Source organism: Streptomyces sp. ST2-7A (genome assembly GCF_021390475.1).
Taxonomy (GTDB): Bacteria; Actinomycetota; Actinomycetes; order Streptomycetales; family Streptomycetaceae; genus Streptomyces.
Window position 1 is genome coordinate 102,136 of the sequence record NZ_JAJUWS010000005.1, and the last position, 21,398, is coordinate 123,533.

Consider the following 21,398-nt stretch of genomic DNA (forward strand, 5'->3'; position numbering starts at 1 on the left):
GACACCCTCCCGATCCTGCGAGGTCGAGTCATCATGACCACCACATCCACGGGCACCGTGACCGGTGCCCCCCCACTTCCCGAACCCGACCTGACCGAGGAAGAGGCCATCGCCCGCGCCCGCTCCATCGCCGTGCGCCTGGTGGAACGCCAGGGGGAGACCGAGGAGCGCGGCTACTACGCGGCCGACCTCCACGAGGAGTTCCGCGACGCCGGTTTCTACCGGGTTCTGGTGCCCCGCCGGTACGGGGGGTACGAGTTCGGCCCGAGCACCTTCATGCGAATCGCCACCGAATTGGCACGCGGTTGCCCCTCGACGGCCTGGATGTATCTCTTCGGCGCCGCCCACGCCCTGGTGGCGGGCACGCTCTTCGACGAGGAGGTCCAGGACGAGCTCTTCGCGGAGGGGGACTTCATCTGCCCCGCGACCGTGGCCCCGTCCGGTTCGGCGACCCGCACCGACCACGGCTGGCTGATCGAGGGGACGTGGGGCTACTGTTCCGGCGCGCCTTATGCCACTCACTTCATCGGTCACACTCTCGTTCCCGGCCCCGATCCGGACGGGCCGCCGCTGCCGCTGATGTTCGTCGTCCCGAGTTCCGCCTTCGAACGTCTCGATGACTGGGGCGATCAGTTGGGGCTGCGCGGAAGTGGGTCCCACAGCATCAGGCTGAACGGTGTCGTCGTACCCGACCGGCACACTCTCGTGGGTCATCTCAGCCGGATCCAGGTCACCGACGACACCCCGGGCCGGGCGTTGCACGGCCCGTACTACGGTGGTGGACCGCTCGGGTTCATGCTCCTGGAACTCGGTGTGCTCGCCACGGGAATGGCCCGGGGGGCTCTGGACGCCTACGCGGATCTGATGCGCGCCCGGTCCACATCCTTCCCGCCGATCGTGCCGCGGACGGAGGACCCCGACTACCAGCTCCGTTTCGGGACCGCCACCGGCATGATCGCGGCAGCGGACGCCGCGATGACGGACGCGGTCCGTCAGTGGGAGGCCATGTGCGAGGAGGGCGCCGGAGCCTTCACCCGGGAACGGGAACTCCGATTGGCTCTGATCAGCCGGGAGGCGGTCCGTCTCGCCTGGCGGGCGGTGGAGGGCCAGCTCCTTCCGACCGCCGGGTCCGGCGCCATCCGGCGGGGAGAGCGTCTGGAGCGCGTCTGGCGCGATCTCTCCACCGTGCACAGCCACTTGGGCAACGGGGTCTTCCTCGCCACCCATGCCAATCGTGAACTGGCGATGGCGCACTTCGGCCTCCTGCCCTGACCTCCCTCACCTCTCACCTTTCACCTCTCATCTCTCATCTCTCATCTCTCATCTCTCACCACCGACTCACCCGGGACGGAACATGACTCAAGGCTGCCCCTTCACCCTGGACACCACCGGAAGCGACCTCCACGGCGAGACCGCGACGCTGCGTACCGCGGGCCCCGCGGTTGCGGTCGAGTTGCCCGGAGGGATACGTGCCTGGTCCCTCAACCGCCACGACGTGATCAAGCGCGTGCTCGGCGATCCACGTGTCACCAAGAGCGCGCGCAACCACTGGCCCGCCTTCATCAACGGCGAGATACCGCCGGACTGGGAGCTGATCAGCTGGGTCGCCATGGACAACATGGTGACCGCGTACGGTCAGAATCACGTGCGACTTCGCCGACTGGTCGGCAAGGCGTTCAGTCCACGCCGTACGGAGGCTTTCCGGTCGCGGGTGGAGGAGCTGACCGACCAGCTCCTGGACGCCCTGGAACAGACCCCGCCCGGTGAGGTCGTCGATTTGCGCGAACGGTTCGCGTACCCGCTGCCCGCCCGGCTGGTGGCGGATCTCATCGGCATGGCCGAGGACGCCCGGGCCAAGACCGCCAAGGTGATCGACGCGATGGTGGACACCACGCTCACCCCCGCCGAGGCACAGGCGGTGCTCGTCGGTTGGCGCGGTGCGATGGCCGATCTGATCGCGGAGAAGCGCCGTGAGCCGGGGGAGGACATCACCAGCGACCTGGTCGCGGCGCGTGACGAGGATGGTTCCCGGCTGACGGAGGACGAGCTGACCGACACCATCTTCGCGATCCTGGGCGCGGGATCGGAAACCACGATCAACTTCTTCGACAACGCCATCACCGCGCTGTTGTCCGACCCGACCCAGCTGGAGCTGATCCGCACCGGGCGGGCGACCTGGGACGACGTCATCGAGGAGACCCTGCGGGTGGAGTCGCCGTTGGCGCACCTTCCGCTGCGTTACGCGGTGGAGGATCTGGAACTGGACGGCGTCACCATCCCCCGGGGCGACCCCATCCTGGTCAACTACAGTGCCGTTGGCCGTGACCCGGAACTGCACGAGAAGGACCCCGACCGTTTCGATCTCGCCCGGGAGAACAAGGAGCACCTCTCGTTCGGCCACGGTCCGCACTACTGCCTCGGCGTGGGTGTCGCGCGTCTGGTGGCCCGTACCGGCCTGTCCCGACTCTTCGAGCGTTTCCCCGATCTCTCGCTCGCCGTCTCCACCGACGAACTGCGGCCGCTGCCCACCTTCATCATGAACGGACACCGCACTCTGCCGGTTCGTCTGAACGCGCGGGTGCAGGCCCGGCCCTGACCGGGGAACCCCCTCCCGAGGGGACCCGGGCCGTCCCCGACCACGCGGGACGGTCCACGGTTCCGGGCACGGCGTGCGCCGTGTGGGAAAGGCCGGGGGCGGTCTCCCGTCCCTCGCGCCGCGGTCGTCCGTCGGAGCAGGGGGCACGGGGGACACCGCCACCGAACCGGATCGGGTTCGAACCCGATCCGGTTTCGGCGCGTCCGGTGATCCACGTGGGCGGGGCGCCCCACGGGCCCGCACGGGTGCGCCGGGATCGAGACGTCCATCACCTCGCCCGCCCCGGCGCGGTACCCGGAAGTGATTCGGAGGAACGGAAGGAAAGCGAAAAAATACGGTATCCAATTCTTCCTCGAAGGGTGTCCCGGAGCTCCGGGGGTTTGGGCATCGGGGAACCTCGAGATGGTATTTGGTGTGACGGGCGGGGCGCGCCGTAAATCTCCCGTCGTGACATCTCTTCCGTGATCGTGATGCCTGACGCGGGACGAACCCGGGAGGGGGTGGACAATCGGGGAATTCCTCCGCCTGCACACCTTGTCCGTCATCGACTCCGAGCCCTCGCGGGATCGGTCGGCTATCACCGCGACCGTGACATCCGGGGCAGCGTGAACCCGCCCTGCCGTCAACTCACCTCTCCACAGGACAGGTTGACCGACAGGTCGGAGCATCCCGGGGGTGGTTTCGGGGCGAAGCGGCCGACAGGTACCGTCCTCGGAGCCGCGGGTGGGCGGGTGCCGCGTCGACGGTGTGAAGGAATAACGGATGTGGTTGGATGTGGGGGTCGAATCCCGGGCCGGCGCGTTCGATGGTCGACCCGCGTCCGGCACCGGGGTCGGCGAATTTCCCCGTTGGTTCACTTGGGAGCGTGGCAGATGTCTTTCCAGGCGTATCTTGACAACATCGAGGACAAGACCGGCCTGACGCCGCGACAGTTCATGGAGATCGCGGAAGAGAAGGGGTACTCGGATCCTTCGACCAAGGCCGGGACGATTCTCGAGTGGTTGAAGGCCGATTACAATCTCGGTCGCGGTCACGGAATGGCGATCGTTCACGTCGTCAAGAACGGCGCGAAGATCTCCGAAAAGCATGTCGGAAGCTCGGGAACGCACCGGGACGACAGTGACACCCTGTGGCTGGACGGTAAGGCCACCAACCCGAATCGTCAGGGCTGATCCCGCCGTCGCGGACGCGACCCGCCCATCCGATGCCGGTGGGCGGGTCGCGCCGTCCCGGCCACGATCCGCTCACCGAAGCATGTGCGCGATGGTGCTCACCCCGTGGCGGAGGCGTGCGGCACGACCACCGGCGCCACGTCCGGCAGCAACTCCGCCACCCGGTCGGGATGGAAGTTCACGGCGCTGGACCACCGGTCGGTTCCGATCCGGATCCACACATCGCTGGTGATCACACCCGTCGGGTTCTCACCTTCGACCACCTCGTCACCACGTGTCCACCCCTCGACGCGGTGGGAGACCTCCGGATCCGGCAGGAGCACCTCGACAATCGCGTGCGACAGGGACGGCCCCGTGCGGATGTTGGAGTCACGCCACACCGGACCCAGCTCCGCCGTCAACTCGTACCATCGGAAGTCGGTCATCGGATCACCTCTCGTGGTGAAGGGAATATGTACGGTCCTACCGGTCCGATCAGCGGAGGCCCGGCCGACGCGGGAGCGAACGACGCGGCACGGGCCCGAACCGGCCACGGCACCTCGGTGGGCATCGATCGCAGCCGATCCCGCTCCGGTCTCGGCTCGACCCACACCACCACCGATCACGACCCCGGCGGGGGTCGGCCGGTTCCGCGGCGCGTGCCCGATGGTTCGCGGGCCCCTCGATCACCGTCACCCGGGCGGCCGTGCACCGGGCCACCACGGTGGAGGGGGACGACCGTTCGAGCGGGGAGCCGCTCACCCTCACGCCCTCGGGCGACACCGCGGCCTCCATCCCGCTCCGCGGAGGGGACTCTCCCGCGCCGTGCCCCGACGGTTCCGCTCACGTCTCGGGCCGCCAATCCCACACATCCGTCACCGGCGCGTCCTTGCGTCCGCTCCGGCGCGTTCGCTCGTCGCGTCGCGCGGCCTCGCGGTCGCCGTCACCCTGGTCCATCGACCCCTGGGCCCGGGAGGCGAGTACGACGCGTTCCGCGCGCGGCACCCTGAGGCGGGCGAACCGGCGCATCGCCCGGGGCATGTCCCGGAGCGTGTCCTTCCCACCCAAGACGGAGCCGAGCACCACCGCGTCCTCCAGCGCCAGGTTCGCGCCCTGGCCCAGCGCCGGAACCATCGGATGTGCCGCGTCCCCCACCAGTACCACCGGCCCGTCGGTCCACTGCCGGACCGGGTCGCGGTCGTGGATGTCCGTTACCGTCAGATCCTCCGGGTCGCTGCTCCGCACCAGATCGGCCGCCGGTCCGGACCAGGCCCGGGTGAGCGAGAGGAGCCGCTCCATCGCCGCGCGACGGCTCAGCGCGGGCCACATCCCCTCGTCCGCGGTGATTTTGGCCGTCCAGTACACTTTCCCGTCGCCGACCGGCGCCACGAAGATCTGCGCCCCCCGGCCGTTGAGCACCACCGACCGCGTGCCGAAAGGGGAGCGGTCGGTCTGTCCTCGCACGGAGGTGTAACCGCGGTAGAGGGGAGGCCGAACGCCGAGCATCCGCCCCCGTGTCGGGGACCACAGGCCGTCGGCCCCCACCAGGGCGGCCCCCCGGACCTCCTCACCCCCCGACAGCAGGAGTCGGACGCCCTCCGGGGCGGGCGCGTATCCGATCACCGATCCGCCCAACAGGACCTCCGCGCCGGCCCGGCGCGCCTCCCTCCACAGGATGTCCTGGAGCGTCCCGCGCAGCAACGACACCTGGGGCGAACCGAGCCGGGCGGGCACCTCGCCGATCGGTTCTTCGGTCAGCAGTTCCCCCGAGGCCCCGAGGATCAGTCGGCTCTCCCCGGGCCCCACGACATGCCCCGCCGCCCTGACCAGCGCGCCGATATCCTCGCCGAGGGCGTCCACCGCCCGCATGCCGTTGGGATACAGCACCAGGCCCGATCCCACGGCGGCGATGGCCGGAGCCCGCTCCACCACCGTCACCCGCAGGCCGCGCCGGCCCAGCGCCACCGCCGTGGCCGGACCCGCGATCCCTCCGCCCGCGATCAGTATGCGATCGTTCACCGGGGTCCCACCGTGCCCAGCAGACGACCGTCATGGGTGCCGAACTCTCCGGTTCGGGAGTCCCACACCGTTCGTCCGGCTCGCAGGGTCCGCCGCACCCGACCCGAGAACGTCCAGCCCTCGTAGGCCGACCACCCGCACTTCGACTGCACGTGGCCCGCCGACAGCATCCAGGGCTCGTCGGGGGCGAAGAACACCAGATCGGCGTCGGCCCCCACCTCGATCCGCCCCTTGCCGGGCAGGCGGAACAGCCGTGCCGGTTCCTCGGCGAGCAGCCGAACCATCCGGGACACCGCGGTGTCGGGATCCTCCGCGGGCCATCGTCGCCGTGACCCGGTCCACAGCGCGTCGACCAGTTCCTGGACGCCGGGCAGGCCCGGGGGGGAATCCACCGGCCCGCGGGTCTTCTCCTCCACCGTGTGCGGAGCGTGGTCGCTACCGACGGTCGTCGCGTCACCCGTCCGCAGGGCCTCCCACAGCCGGTCCTGGTCCGCCCGCCCCCGGATCGAGGGGGACAGCCGGGTACGCGCCCCGTACCGGCGGGTGTCCCGGTCGGTGAACGACAGGTGGTGTCCCGTCACCTCGAAGGTCACCGGCAACCCTGCCGCCCGGGCCGCGCACACCATGTCGGCCTCCTCCACGCTGGACAGGTGGAGGATGTGTGCTCGGGTGCCGTGGCGCCGCACCAGTTCGATCACTTTCGCCACCGCGACGATGCCACCGCTGCGCGGGCGGGCCCGCTCGTAGGCGTCGTAACCGGACGGCTCCCCCCGCCACCCGTCCAGCAATTCGAACAGGGCGTTGTCCTCGGCGTGCAGGACCAACTGCACCCCGCCCTCGGCCGCCGCCCGGAACGCCTTCTCCAACTGTGCGGCGTCGCGCATCACGGTGGGGGCGGTGTGGTGCCCGGCCATGAAGATCTTCGCGCTCGTCGCCACCCGGGGGTCGAGGTCCGCCAACAGCTCGGGGTGGTCCGGATCGACCCCGATATGGAACCGGTGGTCCACCAGCGATGTACCGGCCACCATCGCGGCCTTCTGCGCCAACGCCTCCGCGGACAGGGACGGCGGGACCGTGTTGGGCATGTCGATGACGGTGGTGATCCCACCCGCCACGGCAGCCCGGCTTCCGTGCGGCCAGTCCTCCTTCGCCGTCAGCCCCGGCGTACGGAAGTGCACGTGGGAATCGATGAGCCCGGGAAGCACGTAATCCTCACCGGCGTCCATCACCCGTACCCCGGCGGGCACCGGTGCCTCCGCGGGGCCGACCTCCGTGATCATCCCGCCGCGAATCGACACCGATCCCGGTCGCACCCCTTCCGGGGTCACCATACGTCGGGCCCGCACCACCAGATCCGGGATGTCCTCCATCACCGCTCCCATGTCGCCGCCAGCAGTGTGCGGCACAGGTCGTTCGTCGGCCCCATCAGTGCCACCCCCCGTACGTCCGCGATCATCCTCGCCACCGGGTGATCGGAGAGATACCCGGTCGAGCCGAGCATCCGTGCCACATCCATGCAGATCTCCTCCGCCGTTTCCGTCGCGTGGATCTTGCTGCGAAGTGTCGTCGCGCCCGGATCGGCCGAGGAGCGGGCACCCGCCAGGGTCACGATCGCCCGGGCCGACTCCAGCTTCACCGAGAGCTCCACCAGATGCCGCCGGACCGTGGGAAGGCTCAACAGGCCCCGCCGTTCCGCGTGTTCGACCGCCAGGTCAAACGCCTCCACGGCGACTCCGAGCGCCACCGAGCCCAGCGTGGCTCCCGTACGCCGTACCCCGGCGATGATCTCGGCCGCTTCACCGAGGGGCCCCAACCGGTCCTCCCGCGGTACCACGCACTCCACCAGCTCGATCAACCCCGTCGCCGAGCCGCGCATGCCCGCCAGCACCGGCCCGGTGTCCGGCCGCAGCCCCGGATTCGTTCCCCACACCAGGAAGAAGGACTGTCCGGAGGCCCCGTAGTGGGCCCGCTGCCCCTCGGCGCCGAAATCGTCGGTGGTCTCGGTGCGCACCAGGACGAGGTAGATGTCGGCGACACCCGCCCCGGTGGCGAAGGACTTCGCCCCGTTGAGCAACCAGGTGCCATCGGCGCGGAGCACGGCCGTACTCGACACGTTCTGTTTCGCCGCCCCGGCGTTCGGCTCGCTCCACGCCGACGCGGCCAGGAGTCGACCGTCCGCCAACGGGGGCAGCAGCCGATGACGCTGTTCCTCCGTTCCCCATTCCGAGATCCGGGAGGTCACCGCGAAGTGTTGGAAGGCGATGATCGCCAGTGACGGATTGACGGTGGCGATCTCCGTGACCACCCGGTTGATCGCCGCACCGTCACCCCCGGCTCCGCCGAACCGCTCCGGTACCGCCGTCGCCAGCAGACCGGATTCCCGCAACGAGACCAGCGCCGCCCGATCGACCGTCGCGGTGTGCGCGCTGCTCGCCGCGGCTTCCCGGAACTGTGCTCGCACCTCGGGGGAGAGCGTGCTCGTCACGCGCTTACCGACAGTTCCAGCCATCGGGCTGCCTCCTTGCTGAACATGTGGCCGAAGTGCTCCAGGGCACAGGAGCCCAGGAGCGTCACCTGCTTGCCGATCACCGAGGTCCACAGCAGCGCATCGCCCTCCGGCCCCTCCGTCACCACGGAGGCGGTCCGGGTTTCCCCACCGGGAGTGCGGATACCGACCGAAGCCCCGTCGGCCTCCGCCTCCCGGGCGAGTCCCCGGGGAATGGTGCCGGGTATGGCCACCGCCGCCGCCAGGCAGACCGCCCCGGTCAGCGCGATCGTCGGATGCCAACTCGGTACCGACAGCGCCCGTACGGCGAGTTTCCCCTCGTCCGGGATGAGCGCGGCGATCTTCGGGAAGGTCCCCACTCTCGGCCAGCCCAGGACATCCGTCGCCGCGCCCCGGATCGTCTCCAGGCCCACCGCGAGGTCGTCCCCACCGGCGAACAGCGCGTCCGCATCGCGGACCCCGAGGGCGCGGGCGTCCACGAAGACGTACGGGTTGGCGCCGTTCACCAGCGAAACGGTATGGCGCCGCGTGGGGGTCTCGACCACCGTGAGCGCCTGTCCGGTCATCAGGAGCCGACGCAGTGGAGTGGGGGACACGTGGACGAACCGGACCGTGAACCACGCGCCGTCCCGTTCCACCCGGTCGGCCTCGCAGACCACGCTGTCACCGTTGTTCAGTACGTGCACCCGTACGCGCGTTCCCGGTGACAGGGGAGCCAGCAGACCCGCGCGGGAGGCCGTCGCCACTGCGGCCAACACGGAGTGACCGCACGAGCCGCGCAACTCGAATCGGTCCGCGGCGCCCGGAAGGGCCTGCACGAAGCGGTAATCGAGATCGAACATCGGATGGTCGGACGGCCGGATCAACGCGATCTTCAGAATGTGGTCGCCACCCCACGACATCAGCTCGTGCCGAATCCCGGTCAGGACCTCCCGCAACCGCGTGTCGTCATCGGGAAGGTAGCGGGAGTCGAGGACCAATGTCGGGCACGGGCTCCCCTCGGCGTATGCCAGATGCCCGATCACGAGACCGTCACCGGTCCGCCCGGGGCTCCGACGCCTCGTTCGGCCCCGTGGTCCCGGAGCTGATCCAGCCAGAGGTGGTAAACCGTGAGGGCCCAGAGCGTCAGTGCCGTCGTGTCGTCGGGACGATCGGCCTGTCGGGAGAAGAGCCGCGTCACCTCCTCCGCGCGCAATCGACCGCACCGCCGCAGGGCGTCGGGGGAGAGGACGTCGCGGGTGAACGACCACAACGGGCTCCCCGGGACGAGCATCGCCGTGATCGGCAGTGTGAAGGGCTGCTTGGGCCGGGTCAGTACCGTCGTCGGCAGCAGTCCTCCGGCGGCCCCGAACAGGGCACGTTTGACCTTTCCGTCCCGGATCCGCATCCGATCCGGCAGCGCACGACCGAGCGCCATGATCGACGGCTGGCAGTAGGGAAGTCGTACCTCGACAGAGTTGGCCATGCTGAGGTGGTCCACGCGACGCAGGTGGTAGGCCGGCATCCGGTGCCGGAGCTCGAACTCCGTCATCCGCTCCAGTGGGCCGCCCGGGCCCTCCAGTAGATCGGCGCGTGCCCCGGGCGGTAGCGGATCCTCCCCGTATCGCGTCAACTCGGCGCGGTACTCCTCCGTGTACAGGGTTCGACGGAGTGCCTCGGGCGTCGCCGCCAACGCGTCGAGGTAACCGGTCTCCCAACCATCGCCGTGTGCCAACGCCTGCCGCATTCGCGCGTAACCACCGAACACCTCGTCCGCCGCGTCCCCGGTGAGCGCCACCGTGTAGCCGGCTTCCCGTACCGCGCGGAACAGCACCAGACTGCTGACGGTGATCGGATCCGCGTTGGGCTGCCCCATCCGTCGCACGGTGGCGGGCAGCAACTCGGGCAGAAGCACGGGATCGGCTTCCACCTGATGGAAGACGGCACCCGACCGGTCGGCCACCTCCCGGGCGAAATGACGCTCGTCGAAGGGCCACTTCCCGCGGTAGGCGATGTTGAAGGCGTGCACCGGCCCGCGTTCCGCCGCCAACGCCGTGACCAGACTGGAGTCCAGACCACCGGACACGATCAGTGCCACGGGCACGTCGGCGACCAGCAGACGGCCGACCTCCCGCCGCAGGGTCTCCCGCAACACCACCGCGGCTTCCTCTTCGTCGGTGGGCGGGGCAGGGGATTCCACGTCACCTCGGGACCGCAGCCGCAGCGGCCCACCGAGCCGGCAGACCGCCGTGGTGGCGGGTGGGAGAACGCGGACCCCCTCCACCATCGTCCGTTCGCCGAACGGGGTGCGGGTCGCCAGGTAGTGGTCCAGGCCGGGCTCCCACAGGCGGGTGGGGACATCGTCGAACGCCAGCATCGCCGGCAGTTCCGAGGAGAAGTACACCGCCCCCGATGTCGAGTCGTACCGGTAGTACAACGGCTTCATTCCCGCGTGGTCGGTGGCCAGGACGAGGACGGGCGTGGAGCGTGTGTCGAGAATCGCCACGGCGTACATGCCCTCGAGGTGGTCGGTGAAGTCCTCGCCGTACTCCTGGTACAGCGCCGGCAGAACGTTGCCGTCACATCGGTCGTCGAAGCGGTGGCCACGTCGTTCCAGCCGCTTCCGGAGCTCATCGTGGTTGTAGAGCTCACCGTTGAAAACCACCCGGATACCGCTGTCCGGCCCGAGGGTGTAGGGCTGTTGCCCTCCCTCCGGGGCCATGACGGCGAGCCGGTTCGATCCGATTCCCCAACGGTCACCGTGGCACACGGTGGTTCGATCGGGGCCACCGGCCCGTTGCAGTAACGCCACTTCCGTCAAGTCGGTGCGAGCGGCGTTGAAGTAGCCGAAGACACGGCACATGCTCTCCCCCTCCAAACGGCTGCCCGCGCCCGGTACCGACCCGGGAACGGTGGTCCACGTGCTCCGCGCCACTAGTCGCGTTGTGTCGAGAGGTACCGCTCCCCGGTGTCGGGGAAGATCGTGACCACGGTCAGCCCGGTGGAGGCCGCCCGCCGACAGGTCTCCCCGGCCGCCCAGGCCGCGGCCCCGGAGGAGATACCGATCGGCAGGCCCAGCGAGCGCGTGAGACGCGCGGCGCTTTCCGCGGCCACCTCGTCGGGGACGGTCACGACCTCGTCGATCAGGTCGAGGTCGGTGATCTCGGAGATGTAACCGGCTCCGATACCGGGAATGCCGTGTGGCCCCCCCTCACCTCCGCTGAGCACCGCCGAGCGCTCCGGTTCCACCGCCACCACCCGCACGTCACATCGTTCCCTGAGGAATCCGGCGGTGCCGCTGAGCGTGCCCCCCGTCCCGACGCCGACGACCAGAACGTCCACCCGACCCCCGGTATCGGCCCAGATCTCCGGTCCGGTGGTGGTGTAGTGGGCGAGGACGTTCGCCGTGTTGCGATCCTGATGGGGGACCCACGACCCCGGGATGCCGCGCTGCAACTCCTCGGCCACCGCCCAGGCGGCGAGCAGCCCGTCCTCGTGCGGCACGAGCACGATCTCCGCGCCCAGCGCCCTCAGCAGCAAACGCCGTTCCTCGGTCGCGTTGTCCGGCATCACGATGACACAGCGGTGCCCGCGGGGCACGCACAGCGCGGCCAGGGAGATGCCCGTGCTCCCGGACGAGCACTCGATCACGGTGCCGCCGGTGGACGGCAGTTGACCGGTCCGTTCCGCCTCCAGCACCATCCATCGCGCGGCCCGGTCCTTGACGCTGGACAGCGGGTTGAGCATTTCCAGCTTCGCCAGCATCCGTACCGACGGATCCACGCCGTCCACGGTGAAGGTGAGCAGAGGGGTTCGGCCGATCAGGTCGGCGACGGACTGCGCGATGGGTTCGGCCGAGAGCGGGCCGTGGTCGCGACCGGTGGTCAAGGGCTGATGGGCCATGGCTTCCCCGGGTGGACTGACTCGACAGCGGGACGATTACGGGGTGGTTCGGGCTCGAGCGGCTTCGAGATGCTCCAGGGCCACCTGCTGGAGATGGGTGATGTCACTGGAGACGGTGGCGAAGGTGAAGCCCTGCGCGAGGCGCTTGGCGGCGGACTCCCCGTCCAGGCAGTGGATGCCGCATGCGAGATCGGCGTGCTCGGCCGCGACGACGATCCGTTCGAGAGCGGTCTCCAACGCCGTCGCCGTACGCGGATCGCCGAAGTACCGTGCGCCGAGAGCCACCGACAGATCGGCCGGTCCGACGTAGACCGCGTCCAGTCCGGGGGTGGCGCAGATCGAGTCGATGGATTCCAGAGCGGATTCCGTCTCGATCATGACAACGCAGGCCACCTGACGGTCGATGTCCGCCGGAACACCGCCGAGACGGATTTCCGCACGCACCGGACCGCTGAGACTGCGCCGTCCATCGGGCCGGTGGCGACAGGCCCGGACGGCGGTGAGTACTTCTTCGGGGGTCTCGATCATCGGTACGATCACCCCTCGTGCGCCGGTGTCGAGCGCGGTGCCGATCACCACGGGGTCGGCCGAGGGCACCCGGATGACGCCGGCCGCGCGTCCGCGGGCATCGACCGCCATCATCGCGGACTGCCACCCGGGCTGGTGCATCACGCCGTGCTGCCCGTCGACCCCGATGTAGTCGTAGCCGAGCCCGGCGAGGCGTTCGGTGCCCACCGGGTTGTCGCACGCCACCCAGTAGCCGAGCAGTTGTTCACGACCGCGGAGTCGCCTCGCGAAGTCCGCGGGGGAGGGGGCGCTCACTCGCCCTCCCGGATGATGTAGCTCATCTTGCCGTCCGGGCCCACGGGGATATCCCCGTTGATGGACACACGATGCAGGACACGTGGGTGGGTGCCGTAGTCGTTGACCGCGTAGTGCTGGGTGCAACGATTGTCGAAGACGAGGACGTCGCCGGGCCGCCAGGACCACCGAGCGGTGTTCTCGGGTCTGCGCACGTACGACTGGAGGACATCGATGATCGGGCGGGAATCGCGCACCGTCATTCCCACCAGCCACTGCGCGAAGCCGCCGAGGAAGAGGCACGGTTCACCGGACTCGGGATGAACCCGCACCACGGGGTGGGCGGTCTCGTAGCGCTTGACGAGAAAGGCGGACCGTACCGCCTCGCCCCGTTCGGTCCCCAGCCGCGGTTGCTCGGCATGATTGGTGTGCACGGCCCACAGCCGATCGGCGATCTCCCGCAACTCTCCGGGCAGATCGCGGTAACCGGCAGCGGCGTTGGCCACCAGGGTGTCGCCCCCGTACGGGGGGAGCGTGACACTGCGCAGCGTGGTCCCGAGCGATGGGACGAGGGTGAAGCTGACATCCGTGTGCCAGTGGTTGGCGCGTTGGTCCTCGCCGTCCACGGGGATCACCTGCGGGGAGCCCTCTGCCGTGCGCATCATGGGGTGTCGATGGGTGAGATCCCCGAACAGCCCGGCGAAGGCCAACTGCCGCTCGTCGTCGATCTCCTGGTCCCGGAAGAACAGGACCTTGTACTCGAGAAACGCCTGGCGTATCTGTCGCGCCACCGCGTCCGAAATGGTGACTCCGAGATCCACACCGGTAACCTCGGCACCTATGTTTCCGCCTGTCTTTCTTACGTTGAAGCCAGCCACCTAACACGTCCTTCGTGATCGTCTGCAGAAGGGTGTGGTAATTGCCGACATGGCGTCGACGCTCCGGGTAGATAATTGGGAATGGGCAAGTCACGCTTGCACCCGGCGAATGGGCGAGCCGAGTAGAGCATTGCCCGGTCGACTTGTCAACCAACTCTACGACTTAGGCGAGTTCACATTATCGCGGGTTGCGCATCACCCTGTAAATATATCCAAGGTGGGGCGTAACGGGCAGTTGATTTCGTTGGGAACCCGGTACCGCTTCGCGTCCGTATGAATTACCATGCTTCCGGCGGGCGGCCCATGAGGCGGATGTCTGCCCATTCGACCCGTGGCGCTCGACAGGGAGATTTCGTGGTCCTTCGTCAACTGCATCCGAATATTCGGTTGCGGATCGGCATCGGTTTCGTGCAGCGCCTCCTGGGCATTATGTTGATGCCGCTCATGACCATCCGGTTCGCCGAGCTCTACGGCGCCGTGACGGCCGGGCTCCTGGTTCTTGTGGTCGCCGTGTGCGGGATCCTCGCCAATCTCCTCGGCGGGCACCTGGCTGATCTTTACGGTCGCAAGCCGCTGATGGTGGGCGGGGAACTCGGCGCCACGATCACTTTCGCCGGACTCGCTTTGGCCGCGTCCCCGTGGTGGGACAACGGGATCGCGATCTACCTTTTCTTCCTGTTGAACATCATTCTTTCCCAGTCCGCCACCCCCGCCTCCGAGGCGATGATCGTGGATGTCTCCACCCCGGAGAACCGTACGCTGGTCTACACGATCAACTATTGGGCGACCAACCTCGCCTTCACCATCGGAGCACTGCTGGGCGGTTTTCTCTACCGTGACTTCTTCCCGCACCTGCTGGGCGGAGCCGCGGTGTTGTCACTCCTCACCACCGTGGTGACCGTCTGGCTGATCACGGAGTCGGCCCCTCTGTCGGGGCCACGAGTCGAAACCGGGGTCCGTGCCCTGGTCAATGGTTACCGGGTCGTCGTACGCGACCGCGTTTTCCACAAGATATTTTATGCCGCCGTGTTGATCACCATGGTCGAGATGCAGATCGGTTACTACATCGCCGTCCGGCTCGCCGAGGACTTCCCCGAACAGTCCCTGTTCTCCGGTGGAGGGTGGGAGCTCACCGTTGACGGTGTCAGCATGCTCGGCATTCTCCGTGCGGTGAACGCGGCCCTGGTCGTGTTGCTGATCCTGGTTTCCGGCAAACTCCTGGGCCGTCTCTCCGAGCGCCTACGACTCCATGCCGGCCTCGCCATGTTCACCCTGGGCTACATGGTGTGGGCGGTCAGTAATGACGGTCGTGTCCTGTTGCTGGCGGCGGTCGTGCTCACCGTGGGAGAGATCGCGAGCGTACCCGTGCGACAAACCCTCCTCGCCAACCACATCCCCCCCGCCTCCCGCACCCGCTACATGGCCGTCTACACCTTCAACGCTCGAGCCGGCCTGGTCATCGCCTCCCTGTGTGTCACTCTCGGCGCCCTGCTGCCTCCCGCGGCGATGAGCGTTCTCTTCGGGATCTGCGGCGCCCTCGCGGCGCTCTTGTACCACCTGGTGCTGCGCCATACCGCTCGTGCCCCCGAGCGGACGCAGGCAGAGAATTCCCCGGTCACGGACGAACGGATCGACTCATGACTTCCTCCGACACCCCGCGCCGCCGGCTGCTCATGGTCATGCCCTACCAGCAGTTGGCGCGGAAGGCGACGGACGCCGGATTCGACGTCTGGTCCATCTGGGATCCGACGATGCAGACCGCCGAATACCTCGATCAGGTCGCGGAGAACTCACGGGAACTGCTTCTCGCCGACTTCACCGACACCCGTGCCCTCGGTGACCTGATCGCCGGAACGGCAGCCGAACACCGTATCGAGCTCGTGCTCTGCCTCGGGAACGAGGACATCCAGCTCCCGGTGGTCACCCGTGCCCGGGAGCTGGGTCTGAGCCCCAACCACCCGGACTCGATCCGACGCATCAACGACAAGTCGGAGATGCGCGCCCTGCTCAACGGCGGAGGTCTGTCACCGGTGGCAGCGGTCACCGTGGGCGACGTCGGGGACGTGGGCGAGGCGGCACTCGGATTGGGTCTGCCGGTGATCGTCAAACCGGCGGCGCTCTCCGGCAGCCGTGGGGTGGCGCTGCTTCGTGACCCGGCCGACATCGACCGGTGGCGACATCGCGTCACGACCGGCGGCCACGGCGGCCCCTACGTCGTGGAGGAGTATCTCCAGGGGCCCGAATTCAGTGTCGAAACCCTCACAGTCGAGGGGAAACACCACGTCATCGGCATCACCGCGAAGCGGACGACCGGCGCGCCGGGGTTCATCGAGACCGGCCACGTGTTCCCCGCGCCCCTGCCCGAGGTCGATGCCGAGGCCCTGACCACTCTGGTCACCTCACTGCTCGACCTGGCGGACTACCGTTTCGGCCCGGCCCACACGGAGGTCGTGCTCACATCCTCGGGCCCCCGCATCATCGAATCCCAGACCCGCATCGGCGGAGACCGGATCCCCGCGCTGATCCGCCTCGCCGCCGACTTCGACATCGAGGCCGAGGTGTTCCGAACCTTGGCGGGGACCGAAGTGCCGGAGGTCCGAGCGACGCGAAGCGCGACCGTCGGCTTCTTCGGCTTCCCCCCGGGCGTCATCGCGGAGGTCTCCCCCGAACTGGAGAAGGTTCGTGGGTTCCCATTCGTGGACACCCTTCACTTTCCGTTCGCCGCCGGTGACCGAATGCCGGTCACCGAGGACTCCTTCACCCGCCACGGATTCGTGATCCTGACCGCGGACTCCCCGGAGCAGGCCGCCGAACGTGTCGAGACGGTGCGCTCCCTGATCGTGCCCGCGTTGGTACCGGGCCCCGCGGCGGACGCGGTGACGGACCGCACGGTCCTGCTGATCGGCGGTGTCGACGCGCACCTGGAGGCATACACCCGGTTCGGGGCCCGGGTCGTACTGCTCCAGCACCCCGACAAGCTCACCCCCTATCAGACCGAAGCCGCGCACGTATTGCTGGTGGTCGACTACACGGATTGGGAGACCCTGCTCCCGTTCGCGGAGGCGGCCCGACGCGTCTACTCATGGGACATCGTCACCTCCCTCACGGAAGGCGGCCTGAGCCCGGCGGCACGACTCGCCGATCTCTTCGGCCAGGGTGACGGACGTCGTCACGAGGTGAGCGTCCGAATGCGGAACAAGATGCTCATGCGTCAGCACCTGGCGGCGAAGGGAAGCGCTCCGTCGATCGCGTTCTCCACCATCACCGACCGTGCCTCACTGGAGGACTTCGGCCGTCGGGCGGGCTACCCGTTCATCATCAAGCCGACCGATACCACAGCCGGCTTCGGCGTCACCCGGGTGACCTCCGAGGAGGACCTCGACCGGGCGTGGCGACATGTCGAGAAGTTGCTCGGCACCCGCACCGACCGCGGCTCCACCCTGTTCCGTGTGACGGAATTCATGGCCGAGGAGTACATCGACGGCCCGGAGTTCAGTGTGGAGGCATTCGGTTTCGACGGACGGCACCACGTTCTGGCGATCACGGAGAAGCTCGTCGGCAGCGGTCACTTCGCCGAACTCGGCCACGCGGTTCCCGCACGTCTCTCCACGGTCGATCACGCCCGGATCGTCGCCGCCGTCGAGGAACACCTGGGCGTCATGGGTGTCCTGGACGGCCCCAGCCACACCGAGATTCGGTTGAGCGACCGTGGACCGGTGGTGATCGAGTCGCACAATCGAATGGGTGGGGACTTCATCATCGAGCTGGTCGCGGCGGCCTACGGGATCGACCTGCCCGCCTGGTCGGCAGCCCACTCCCTCGGTCTGATGGACATGCCGGATCATCCGCCGGGCCCCCTCGCCGGTGCTTGCGTACGGTTCCTGACCGGGACCCACGGGGTGGTGACGGCCGTTCACGGGGCCGACCGGATCGCGGCTCGTCCGGAGGTCATCACCTCCTCCGTGTCCGCGCGGCCGGGCAGGCGGACCAGGCCCCCCGCGGACAACTGGGACCGCCTCGGCCATGTCGCGGTCCGCGCTTTCGACACGACCGCCGCCGTGGAACTGTGCGAGCGCTTGATCCGTGAAGAGATACGAATCGAGGTTCGATGACAATGGGAGGAAACGAGTCGATGAGCGGGGGAGACGTCACACCGCGCGGGGGACTGTTCGGCCTGCTCCGTGAGGACCTGGGTGTCGTCGTCGAGCGGGACCCGTCGGTGAGGAGTGCGTGGGAGGCGGTGTGGCATCCCGCGCTGTTGGCGGTGTGGTCACACCGTATCGCCCACCCCTTGCACCGCGCGGGCCGGCGCACTCTCGCGCGCTGGATCGCGATGCGGGCGCGAAGGAGGAGCGGGGTGGAGATCCACCCGGGTGCCGTGCTCGGACGACGTGTGTTCATCGATCACGGTGCCGCGGTGGTCATCGGGGAGACCGCGAGGGTGGGTGACGATGTGACCATCTATCAGCAGGTCACCCTCGGAGCCGTGGGGTGGTGGACCGACAACTCCCGTGCGGCGGGCGCACGACGGCATCCGGTGGTGGGATCCGGCGCCGTGCTGGGCACCAACGTCACCGTGCTCGGGCCGGTGACGGTCGGGGAAGGCGCGATGGTGGGCGCCATGGCGATCGTCATGTGTGATGTGCCGCCTGCGGCCCGGATCAAGGCGGGATCGGTGGTGTCGAGATCCTCGAAGGCGGTGCGGGACGATCTCCGGGCCGTCGCGTCCGCCGGGTGTTGGTGAGTGCCCGATGGCCGAATTCGGTGTCTTCCGGTTCGTTTTTCTTTCTCCGGGGAGTTCGTGGTGAGCGGAGCATTTCGTGATTTCCTTCCGCCCCGGGCGGGAATCGCTGCGGGAATCGAGGAGTTGATCGGTCGTACCCCCCTCGTTCGGCTGAAGGTGCCGGCGGCGACGGAGGACACCCGGGTCATCGCGAAACTCGAGTCGTCCAACCCTTATGCGAGCGTGAAGGATCGAGCGGCGCTGTTTATGCTGGATGGCGCCGAGGCACGGGGGGAACTGGTTCCCGGGGGCACCATCGTGGAGTCGACCTCGGGCAACACCGGCATCACGCTCGCGGCTCTGGCGGCTGTGCGGGGCTATCGCTGTGTCGTTGTGCTGCCGGACAGCGCAACGGTCGAGCGGGTGAGTCTTCTCTCGGCACTCGGCGCCGAGGTCGTGCAGACCCCCCGGGAGGCCGGTTTCGCCGGTGCCATCGAGAAGGCCGAGGAGATCGAGCGCGCCACGCCGGGGGCGTGGTACGTCCGCCAGCACGAGAACGATGACAACGTACGGGCGCACTACGAAACCACGGGGCCCGAGATATGGGGTGACACCGGTGGTCGGGTCGATGTGCTGGTGATGGGTGTGGGAACGGGGGGAACGCTCACGGGCACGGCGCGTTTCCTGAAGGAGCGCAACCCGCGCCTGCGGGTCGTGGCGGTGGAGCCGGAGACCTCCGCGGTCCTGTCGGGCCGAGAGGGCGGACAGCACAGCATCCCCGGCCTGAACGGTGGCTTCATCGCCCCGACGACCGATGTCGAACTCATCGACGAGGTTCTCACCTGCACGGATGAACAGGCCATGGAGAGTGCCCGCACGCTTGTCCGGACCCAGGGCATCTTCGCGGGCATTTCGGCAGGGGCCGCTGTACACGGCGCGACCGAGATCGCGCGCCGGCCGGAGAGTCGTGGGCGGACGATCGTCACGCTGCTGCCGGACACGGGGGAACGCTACGCCAGCGTCTGGGCCCCGAAGGAGGCATTGTGACCATTCTCGTGCTTCACCGCGGTTCACTGCGGGCCAATCCCTATGCCGAGTGGTTCGAGGGCCGCGACGACGAGGTGGTGCTGCTCGCCTCCGCCGAGCAGCTCGCCGCGTACGGGGAGGACCTTCCCGAAAAGGCGCCGTTCGTGCACGCCGAGGCGCTACCCGACTACGACGTCTCGCCACGGGTGATCGAACGTGCCGAGCAACTCATCCGTGAACACCGGATACGGGACATCGTCGCCTGTCAGGAGAACGACATCGAACGGGCGGCCCGGTTGCGCGAACGGTTCGGGCTGCCGGGTCAACTACCGGACACCGCCGTGGTCTACCGCGACAAATGGACCATGAAGCGGGTCGCAGCGGACGCCGGTATCCCCGTGGCCCCGTGCGCGTCGGTGCGCGATGCCGGGGACGTGTCCCGTTTCGTCGCGGACCACGGGCTGCCGGTGGTGGTCAAACCCCGTCGTAGCGCGGGCTCCATCGGGCTGAGCGTGTTGCGGACCGAGGAGGACGTACGGGGTTGGAACCCGGCGGAACATCCCGTCGGCCCGCCCGGTCCCGAAGGCGAGGCGGCGTGGCTGGTGGAGGCGTTCGTCGCCGGCGACATGCATCATGTGGACGGTGTCGTGCTCGACGGGGAGGTGGTCACGATGTGGCCTTCCCACTACACGTATGTACTGGCCGACTACCGCGATCGCGGGGGTCGGGTGGACATCGCCCACGACATGGACAGCCCGCTGGGCGAACGTCTGGTGGCCTTCGCGGAGCGGGTGCTGGAGGCGTTCGGCGGCCCGCCGGACTTCGCGTTCCACATCGAGGTGTTCCACACCCCCGACGATCGACTCGTGCTCTGTGAGGCCGCATGTCGGGCCGGTGGGGCGGGAGTCCGGGACGTTCAGCGGGAGATGTTCGGTTTCGATCCGGCGGTCCACCCCGTACGACGCCAGCTCGGTTTGCCGGTACCGGTCTCCGGACGTCGGAGTCCGACACGACTTGCGGGCCAGTTGCTGTTCACCAAACGTCCGGGCGTCCTGGTGGCTCTTCCGGATCCGGCGGACCTGCCCGACGACATCAGGGCGTCGGTGGCGGTATCCCATTACTTCGCGACACCGGGGGAGCGGGTGCCGGACGCCCGGCATTCGGGGGACTTCCTCGCGGCATTCGTCATCACCGGTGCCGACAGGGGGGAGTGCGAGGCACGGATTCGGGCCGTGGAGTCATGGTTCCTCGCGGGGTTGGCGATGGTCTGAGAAGACGACACGAGACGACGGGGAGGCCCGGGGCCCCGGGCCTCCCCGTCGGGGGATGAGCCACAGTGGCCTTCGTCCCCGGGTACCTCCCGGCTGCCGGGGCGTTCATCGCCCGCCCCGCCCCTGCCCTGACACACCGCGGGGCGGGTTCGCTGTCTTCCGCCGACGGTGGCCCGGGACCCCGGTTACCCGGTCGCACACCTGCCGGGAGCAGGAGACGCGGCGGATCGCCGACCTGTATCCGGTGTCGCCGGCCTGACCCCGATCACGAACTCGTCGGGTGACCTCCATTCATGGCGAACACGTACCCCGAGGCGGAAACCGGCAGCTCAAACGCGTCGTGTTCCTTTCGCGTTCGCCTGTATGAGCGCCGATCCCGCCCCCGCCCACTACGACAAGCAACGTGCCCGCGTCGAGATCCATACCCGGACCCTCCTCCGCATCGCCCGTCAAGGCATCGGCCTCCTGTTCGCCCTGCTCCGCGAGGGCACCTTCCGCCGGCCCCGCGCGTCCGGCCCCGCGGGTCGCCTGGTGCAACGATTGCG

Annotated in this window: 17 protein-coding genes and 1 pseudogene; 9 read left to right on the forward strand and 9 right to left on the reverse strand. The window is 68.6% G+C overall.

What is annotated here, in order from left to right; genetic code table 11:
- Positions 1-33: 33 nt before the first annotated feature.
- The 3 genes from LZF96_RS04795 (at position 34) to LZF96_RS04805 (ending at position 3,768) form a co-directional block, all read left to right on the forward strand.
- Complete coding sequence (locus LZF96_RS04795) at positions 34-1,272, forward strand: acyl-CoA dehydrogenase family protein (protein ID WP_233865913.1); 1,239 nt, start codon at positions 34-36, stop codon at positions 1,270-1,272.
- 82 nt (positions 1,273-1,354) lie between these two features.
- Positions 1,355-2,596 (forward strand): cytochrome P450, encoded by a 1,242-nt coding sequence (locus LZF96_RS04800; protein ID WP_233865914.1) that lies wholly within the window; start codon positions 1,355-1,357, stop codon positions 2,594-2,596.
- Positions 2,597-3,468: 872 nt separating this feature from the next.
- Positions 3,469-3,768, forward strand: a complete 300-nt coding sequence (locus tag LZF96_RS04805) for a DUF4287 domain-containing protein (protein ID WP_233865915.1) — start codon at positions 3,469-3,471, stop codon at positions 3,766-3,768.
- A 98-nt stretch (positions 3,769-3,866) separates the two neighbouring features.
- On the opposite strand, the gene LZF96_RS04810 is transcribed toward LZF96_RS04805, so the two are convergent.
- The 9 genes from LZF96_RS04810 to LZF96_RS04850 form a co-directional block, all read right to left on the reverse strand.
- Complete coding sequence (locus LZF96_RS04810) at positions 3,867-4,193, reverse strand: hypothetical protein (protein ID WP_233865917.1); 327 nt, start codon at positions 4,191-4,193, stop codon at positions 3,867-3,869.
- A 397-nt stretch (positions 4,194-4,590) separates the two neighbouring features.
- Positions 4,591-5,766 carry an FAD-dependent monooxygenase gene (locus LZF96_RS04815; protein ID WP_233865923.1) on the reverse strand — a complete coding sequence of 392 codons (1,176 nt, stop codon included), beginning with the start codon at positions 5,764-5,766 and terminating at the stop codon, positions 4,591-4,593.
- Positions 5,763-7,148: a dihydroorotase family protein gene (locus LZF96_RS04820; protein ID WP_233866085.1), complete on the reverse strand. Its 1,386-nt coding sequence runs from the start codon at positions 7,146-7,148 to the stop codon at positions 5,763-5,765. Before LZF96_RS04820 ends, LZF96_RS04815 begins: the two co-directional genes overlap by 4 nt.
- Positions 7,136-8,251, reverse strand: coding sequence for an acyl-CoA dehydrogenase family protein (locus tag LZF96_RS04825; protein WP_233865925.1), 1,116 nt, complete (start codon positions 8,249-8,251; stop codon positions 7,136-7,138). The genes LZF96_RS04820 and LZF96_RS04825 overlap by 13 nt, the downstream gene beginning before the upstream one ends.
- Positions 8,248-9,297: a PrpF domain-containing protein gene (locus LZF96_RS04830; RefSeq protein ID WP_233865926.1), complete on the reverse strand. Its 1,050-nt coding sequence runs from the start codon at positions 9,295-9,297 to the stop codon at positions 8,248-8,250. Before LZF96_RS04830 ends, LZF96_RS04825 begins: the two co-directional genes overlap by 4 nt.
- On the reverse strand, positions 9,294-11,186 hold the full coding sequence (asnB, locus tag LZF96_RS04835) for an asparagine synthase (glutamine-hydrolyzing) (RefSeq protein ID WP_308294146.1): 1,893 nt from the start codon (positions 11,184-11,186) through the stop codon (positions 9,294-9,296). Before asnB ends, LZF96_RS04830 begins: the two co-directional genes overlap by 4 nt.
- Positions 11,186-12,154: a PLP-dependent cysteine synthase family protein gene (locus LZF96_RS04840; protein ID WP_233865927.1), complete on the reverse strand. Its 969-nt coding sequence runs from the start codon at positions 12,152-12,154 to the stop codon at positions 11,186-11,188. Before LZF96_RS04840 ends, asnB begins: the two co-directional genes overlap by 1 nt.
- A 36-nt stretch (positions 12,155-12,190) precedes the next feature.
- Positions 12,191-12,976, reverse strand: a complete 786-nt coding sequence (locus tag LZF96_RS04845) for an HpcH/HpaI aldolase/citrate lyase family protein (RefSeq protein WP_233865928.1) — start codon at positions 12,974-12,976, stop codon at positions 12,191-12,193.
- Positions 12,973-13,833 carry a TauD/TfdA family dioxygenase gene (locus tag LZF96_RS04850; RefSeq protein WP_233865929.1) on the reverse strand — a complete coding sequence of 287 codons (861 nt, stop codon included), beginning with the start codon at positions 13,831-13,833 and terminating at the stop codon, positions 12,973-12,975. The genes LZF96_RS04845 and LZF96_RS04850 overlap by 4 nt, the downstream gene beginning before the upstream one ends.
- Positions 13,834-14,187: 354 nt before the next feature.
- Here LZF96_RS04850 and LZF96_RS04855 point away from each other — a divergent pair, with 354 nt between their 5' ends.
- The 6 genes and pseudogenes from LZF96_RS04855 to LZF96_RS27265 form a co-directional block, all read left to right on the forward strand.
- Positions 14,188-15,474 (forward strand): MFS transporter, encoded by a 1,287-nt coding sequence (locus LZF96_RS04855; RefSeq protein ID WP_233865930.1) that lies wholly within the window; start codon positions 14,188-14,190, stop codon positions 15,472-15,474.
- On the forward strand, positions 15,471-17,945 hold the full coding sequence (locus LZF96_RS04860; RefSeq protein WP_233865931.1) for an ATP-grasp domain-containing protein: 2,475 nt from the start codon (positions 15,471-15,473) through the stop codon (positions 17,943-17,945). Before LZF96_RS04855 ends, LZF96_RS04860 begins: the two co-directional genes overlap by 4 nt.
- 20 nt (positions 17,946-17,965) lie before the next feature.
- The gene (gene epsC / locus LZF96_RS04865; RefSeq protein WP_233865932.1) at positions 17,966-18,577 is read left to right on the forward strand and encodes a serine O-acetyltransferase EpsC; all 612 of its coding nucleotides are present in this window, start codon (positions 17,966-17,968) and stop codon (positions 18,575-18,577) included.
- A gap of 57 nt (positions 18,578-18,634) precedes the next feature.
- On the forward strand, positions 18,635-19,603 hold the full coding sequence (cysK, locus tag LZF96_RS04870; RefSeq protein WP_233865934.1) for a cysteine synthase A: 969 nt from the start codon (positions 18,635-18,637) through the stop codon (positions 19,601-19,603).
- Positions 19,600-20,853 carry a NikS protein gene (locus LZF96_RS04875; RefSeq protein ID WP_233865936.1) on the forward strand — a complete coding sequence of 418 codons (1,254 nt, stop codon included), beginning with the start codon at positions 19,600-19,602 and terminating at the stop codon, positions 20,851-20,853. Before cysK ends, LZF96_RS04875 begins: the two co-directional genes overlap by 4 nt.
- Positions 20,854-21,090: 237 nt before the next feature.
- A pseudogene (locus tag LZF96_RS27265) lies at positions 21,091-21,360 on the forward strand (transposase); the annotation flags it as partial.
- Between the last annotated feature and the right edge of the window lie 38 nt (positions 21,361-21,398).

Excerpts from the sequence above, each read along its gene's own strand:
- LZF96_RS04795 (WP_233865913.1), top strand. The coding sequence starts at position 34 with ATGACCACCACATCCACGGGCACCGTGACCGGTGCCCCCCCACTTCCC.
- LZF96_RS04800 (WP_233865914.1), top strand. The coding sequence starts at position 1,355 with ATGACTCAAGGCTGCCCCTTCACCCTGGACACCACCGGAAGCGACCTC.
- LZF96_RS04805 (WP_233865915.1), top strand. The coding sequence starts at position 3,469 with ATGTCTTTCCAGGCGTATCTTGACAACATCGAGGACAAGACCGGCCTG.
- LZF96_RS04810 (WP_233865917.1), bottom strand. The coding sequence starts at position 4,193 with ATGACCGACTTCCGATGGTACGAGTTGACGGCGGAGCTGGGTCCGGTG.
- LZF96_RS04820 (WP_233866085.1), bottom strand. The coding sequence starts at position 7,148 with ATGGGAGCGGTGATGGAGGACATCCCGGATCTGGTGGTGCGGGCCCGA.
- LZF96_RS04840 (WP_233865927.1), bottom strand. The coding sequence starts at position 12,154 with ATGGCCCATCAGCCCTTGACCACCGGTCGCGACCACGGCCCGCTCTCG.
- LZF96_RS04860 (WP_233865931.1), top strand. The coding sequence starts at position 15,471 with ATGACTTCCTCCGACACCCCGCGCCGCCGGCTGCTCATGGTCATGCCC.
- epsC (WP_233865932.1), top strand. The coding sequence starts at position 17,966 with ATGAGCGGGGGAGACGTCACACCGCGCGGGGGACTGTTCGGCCTGCTC.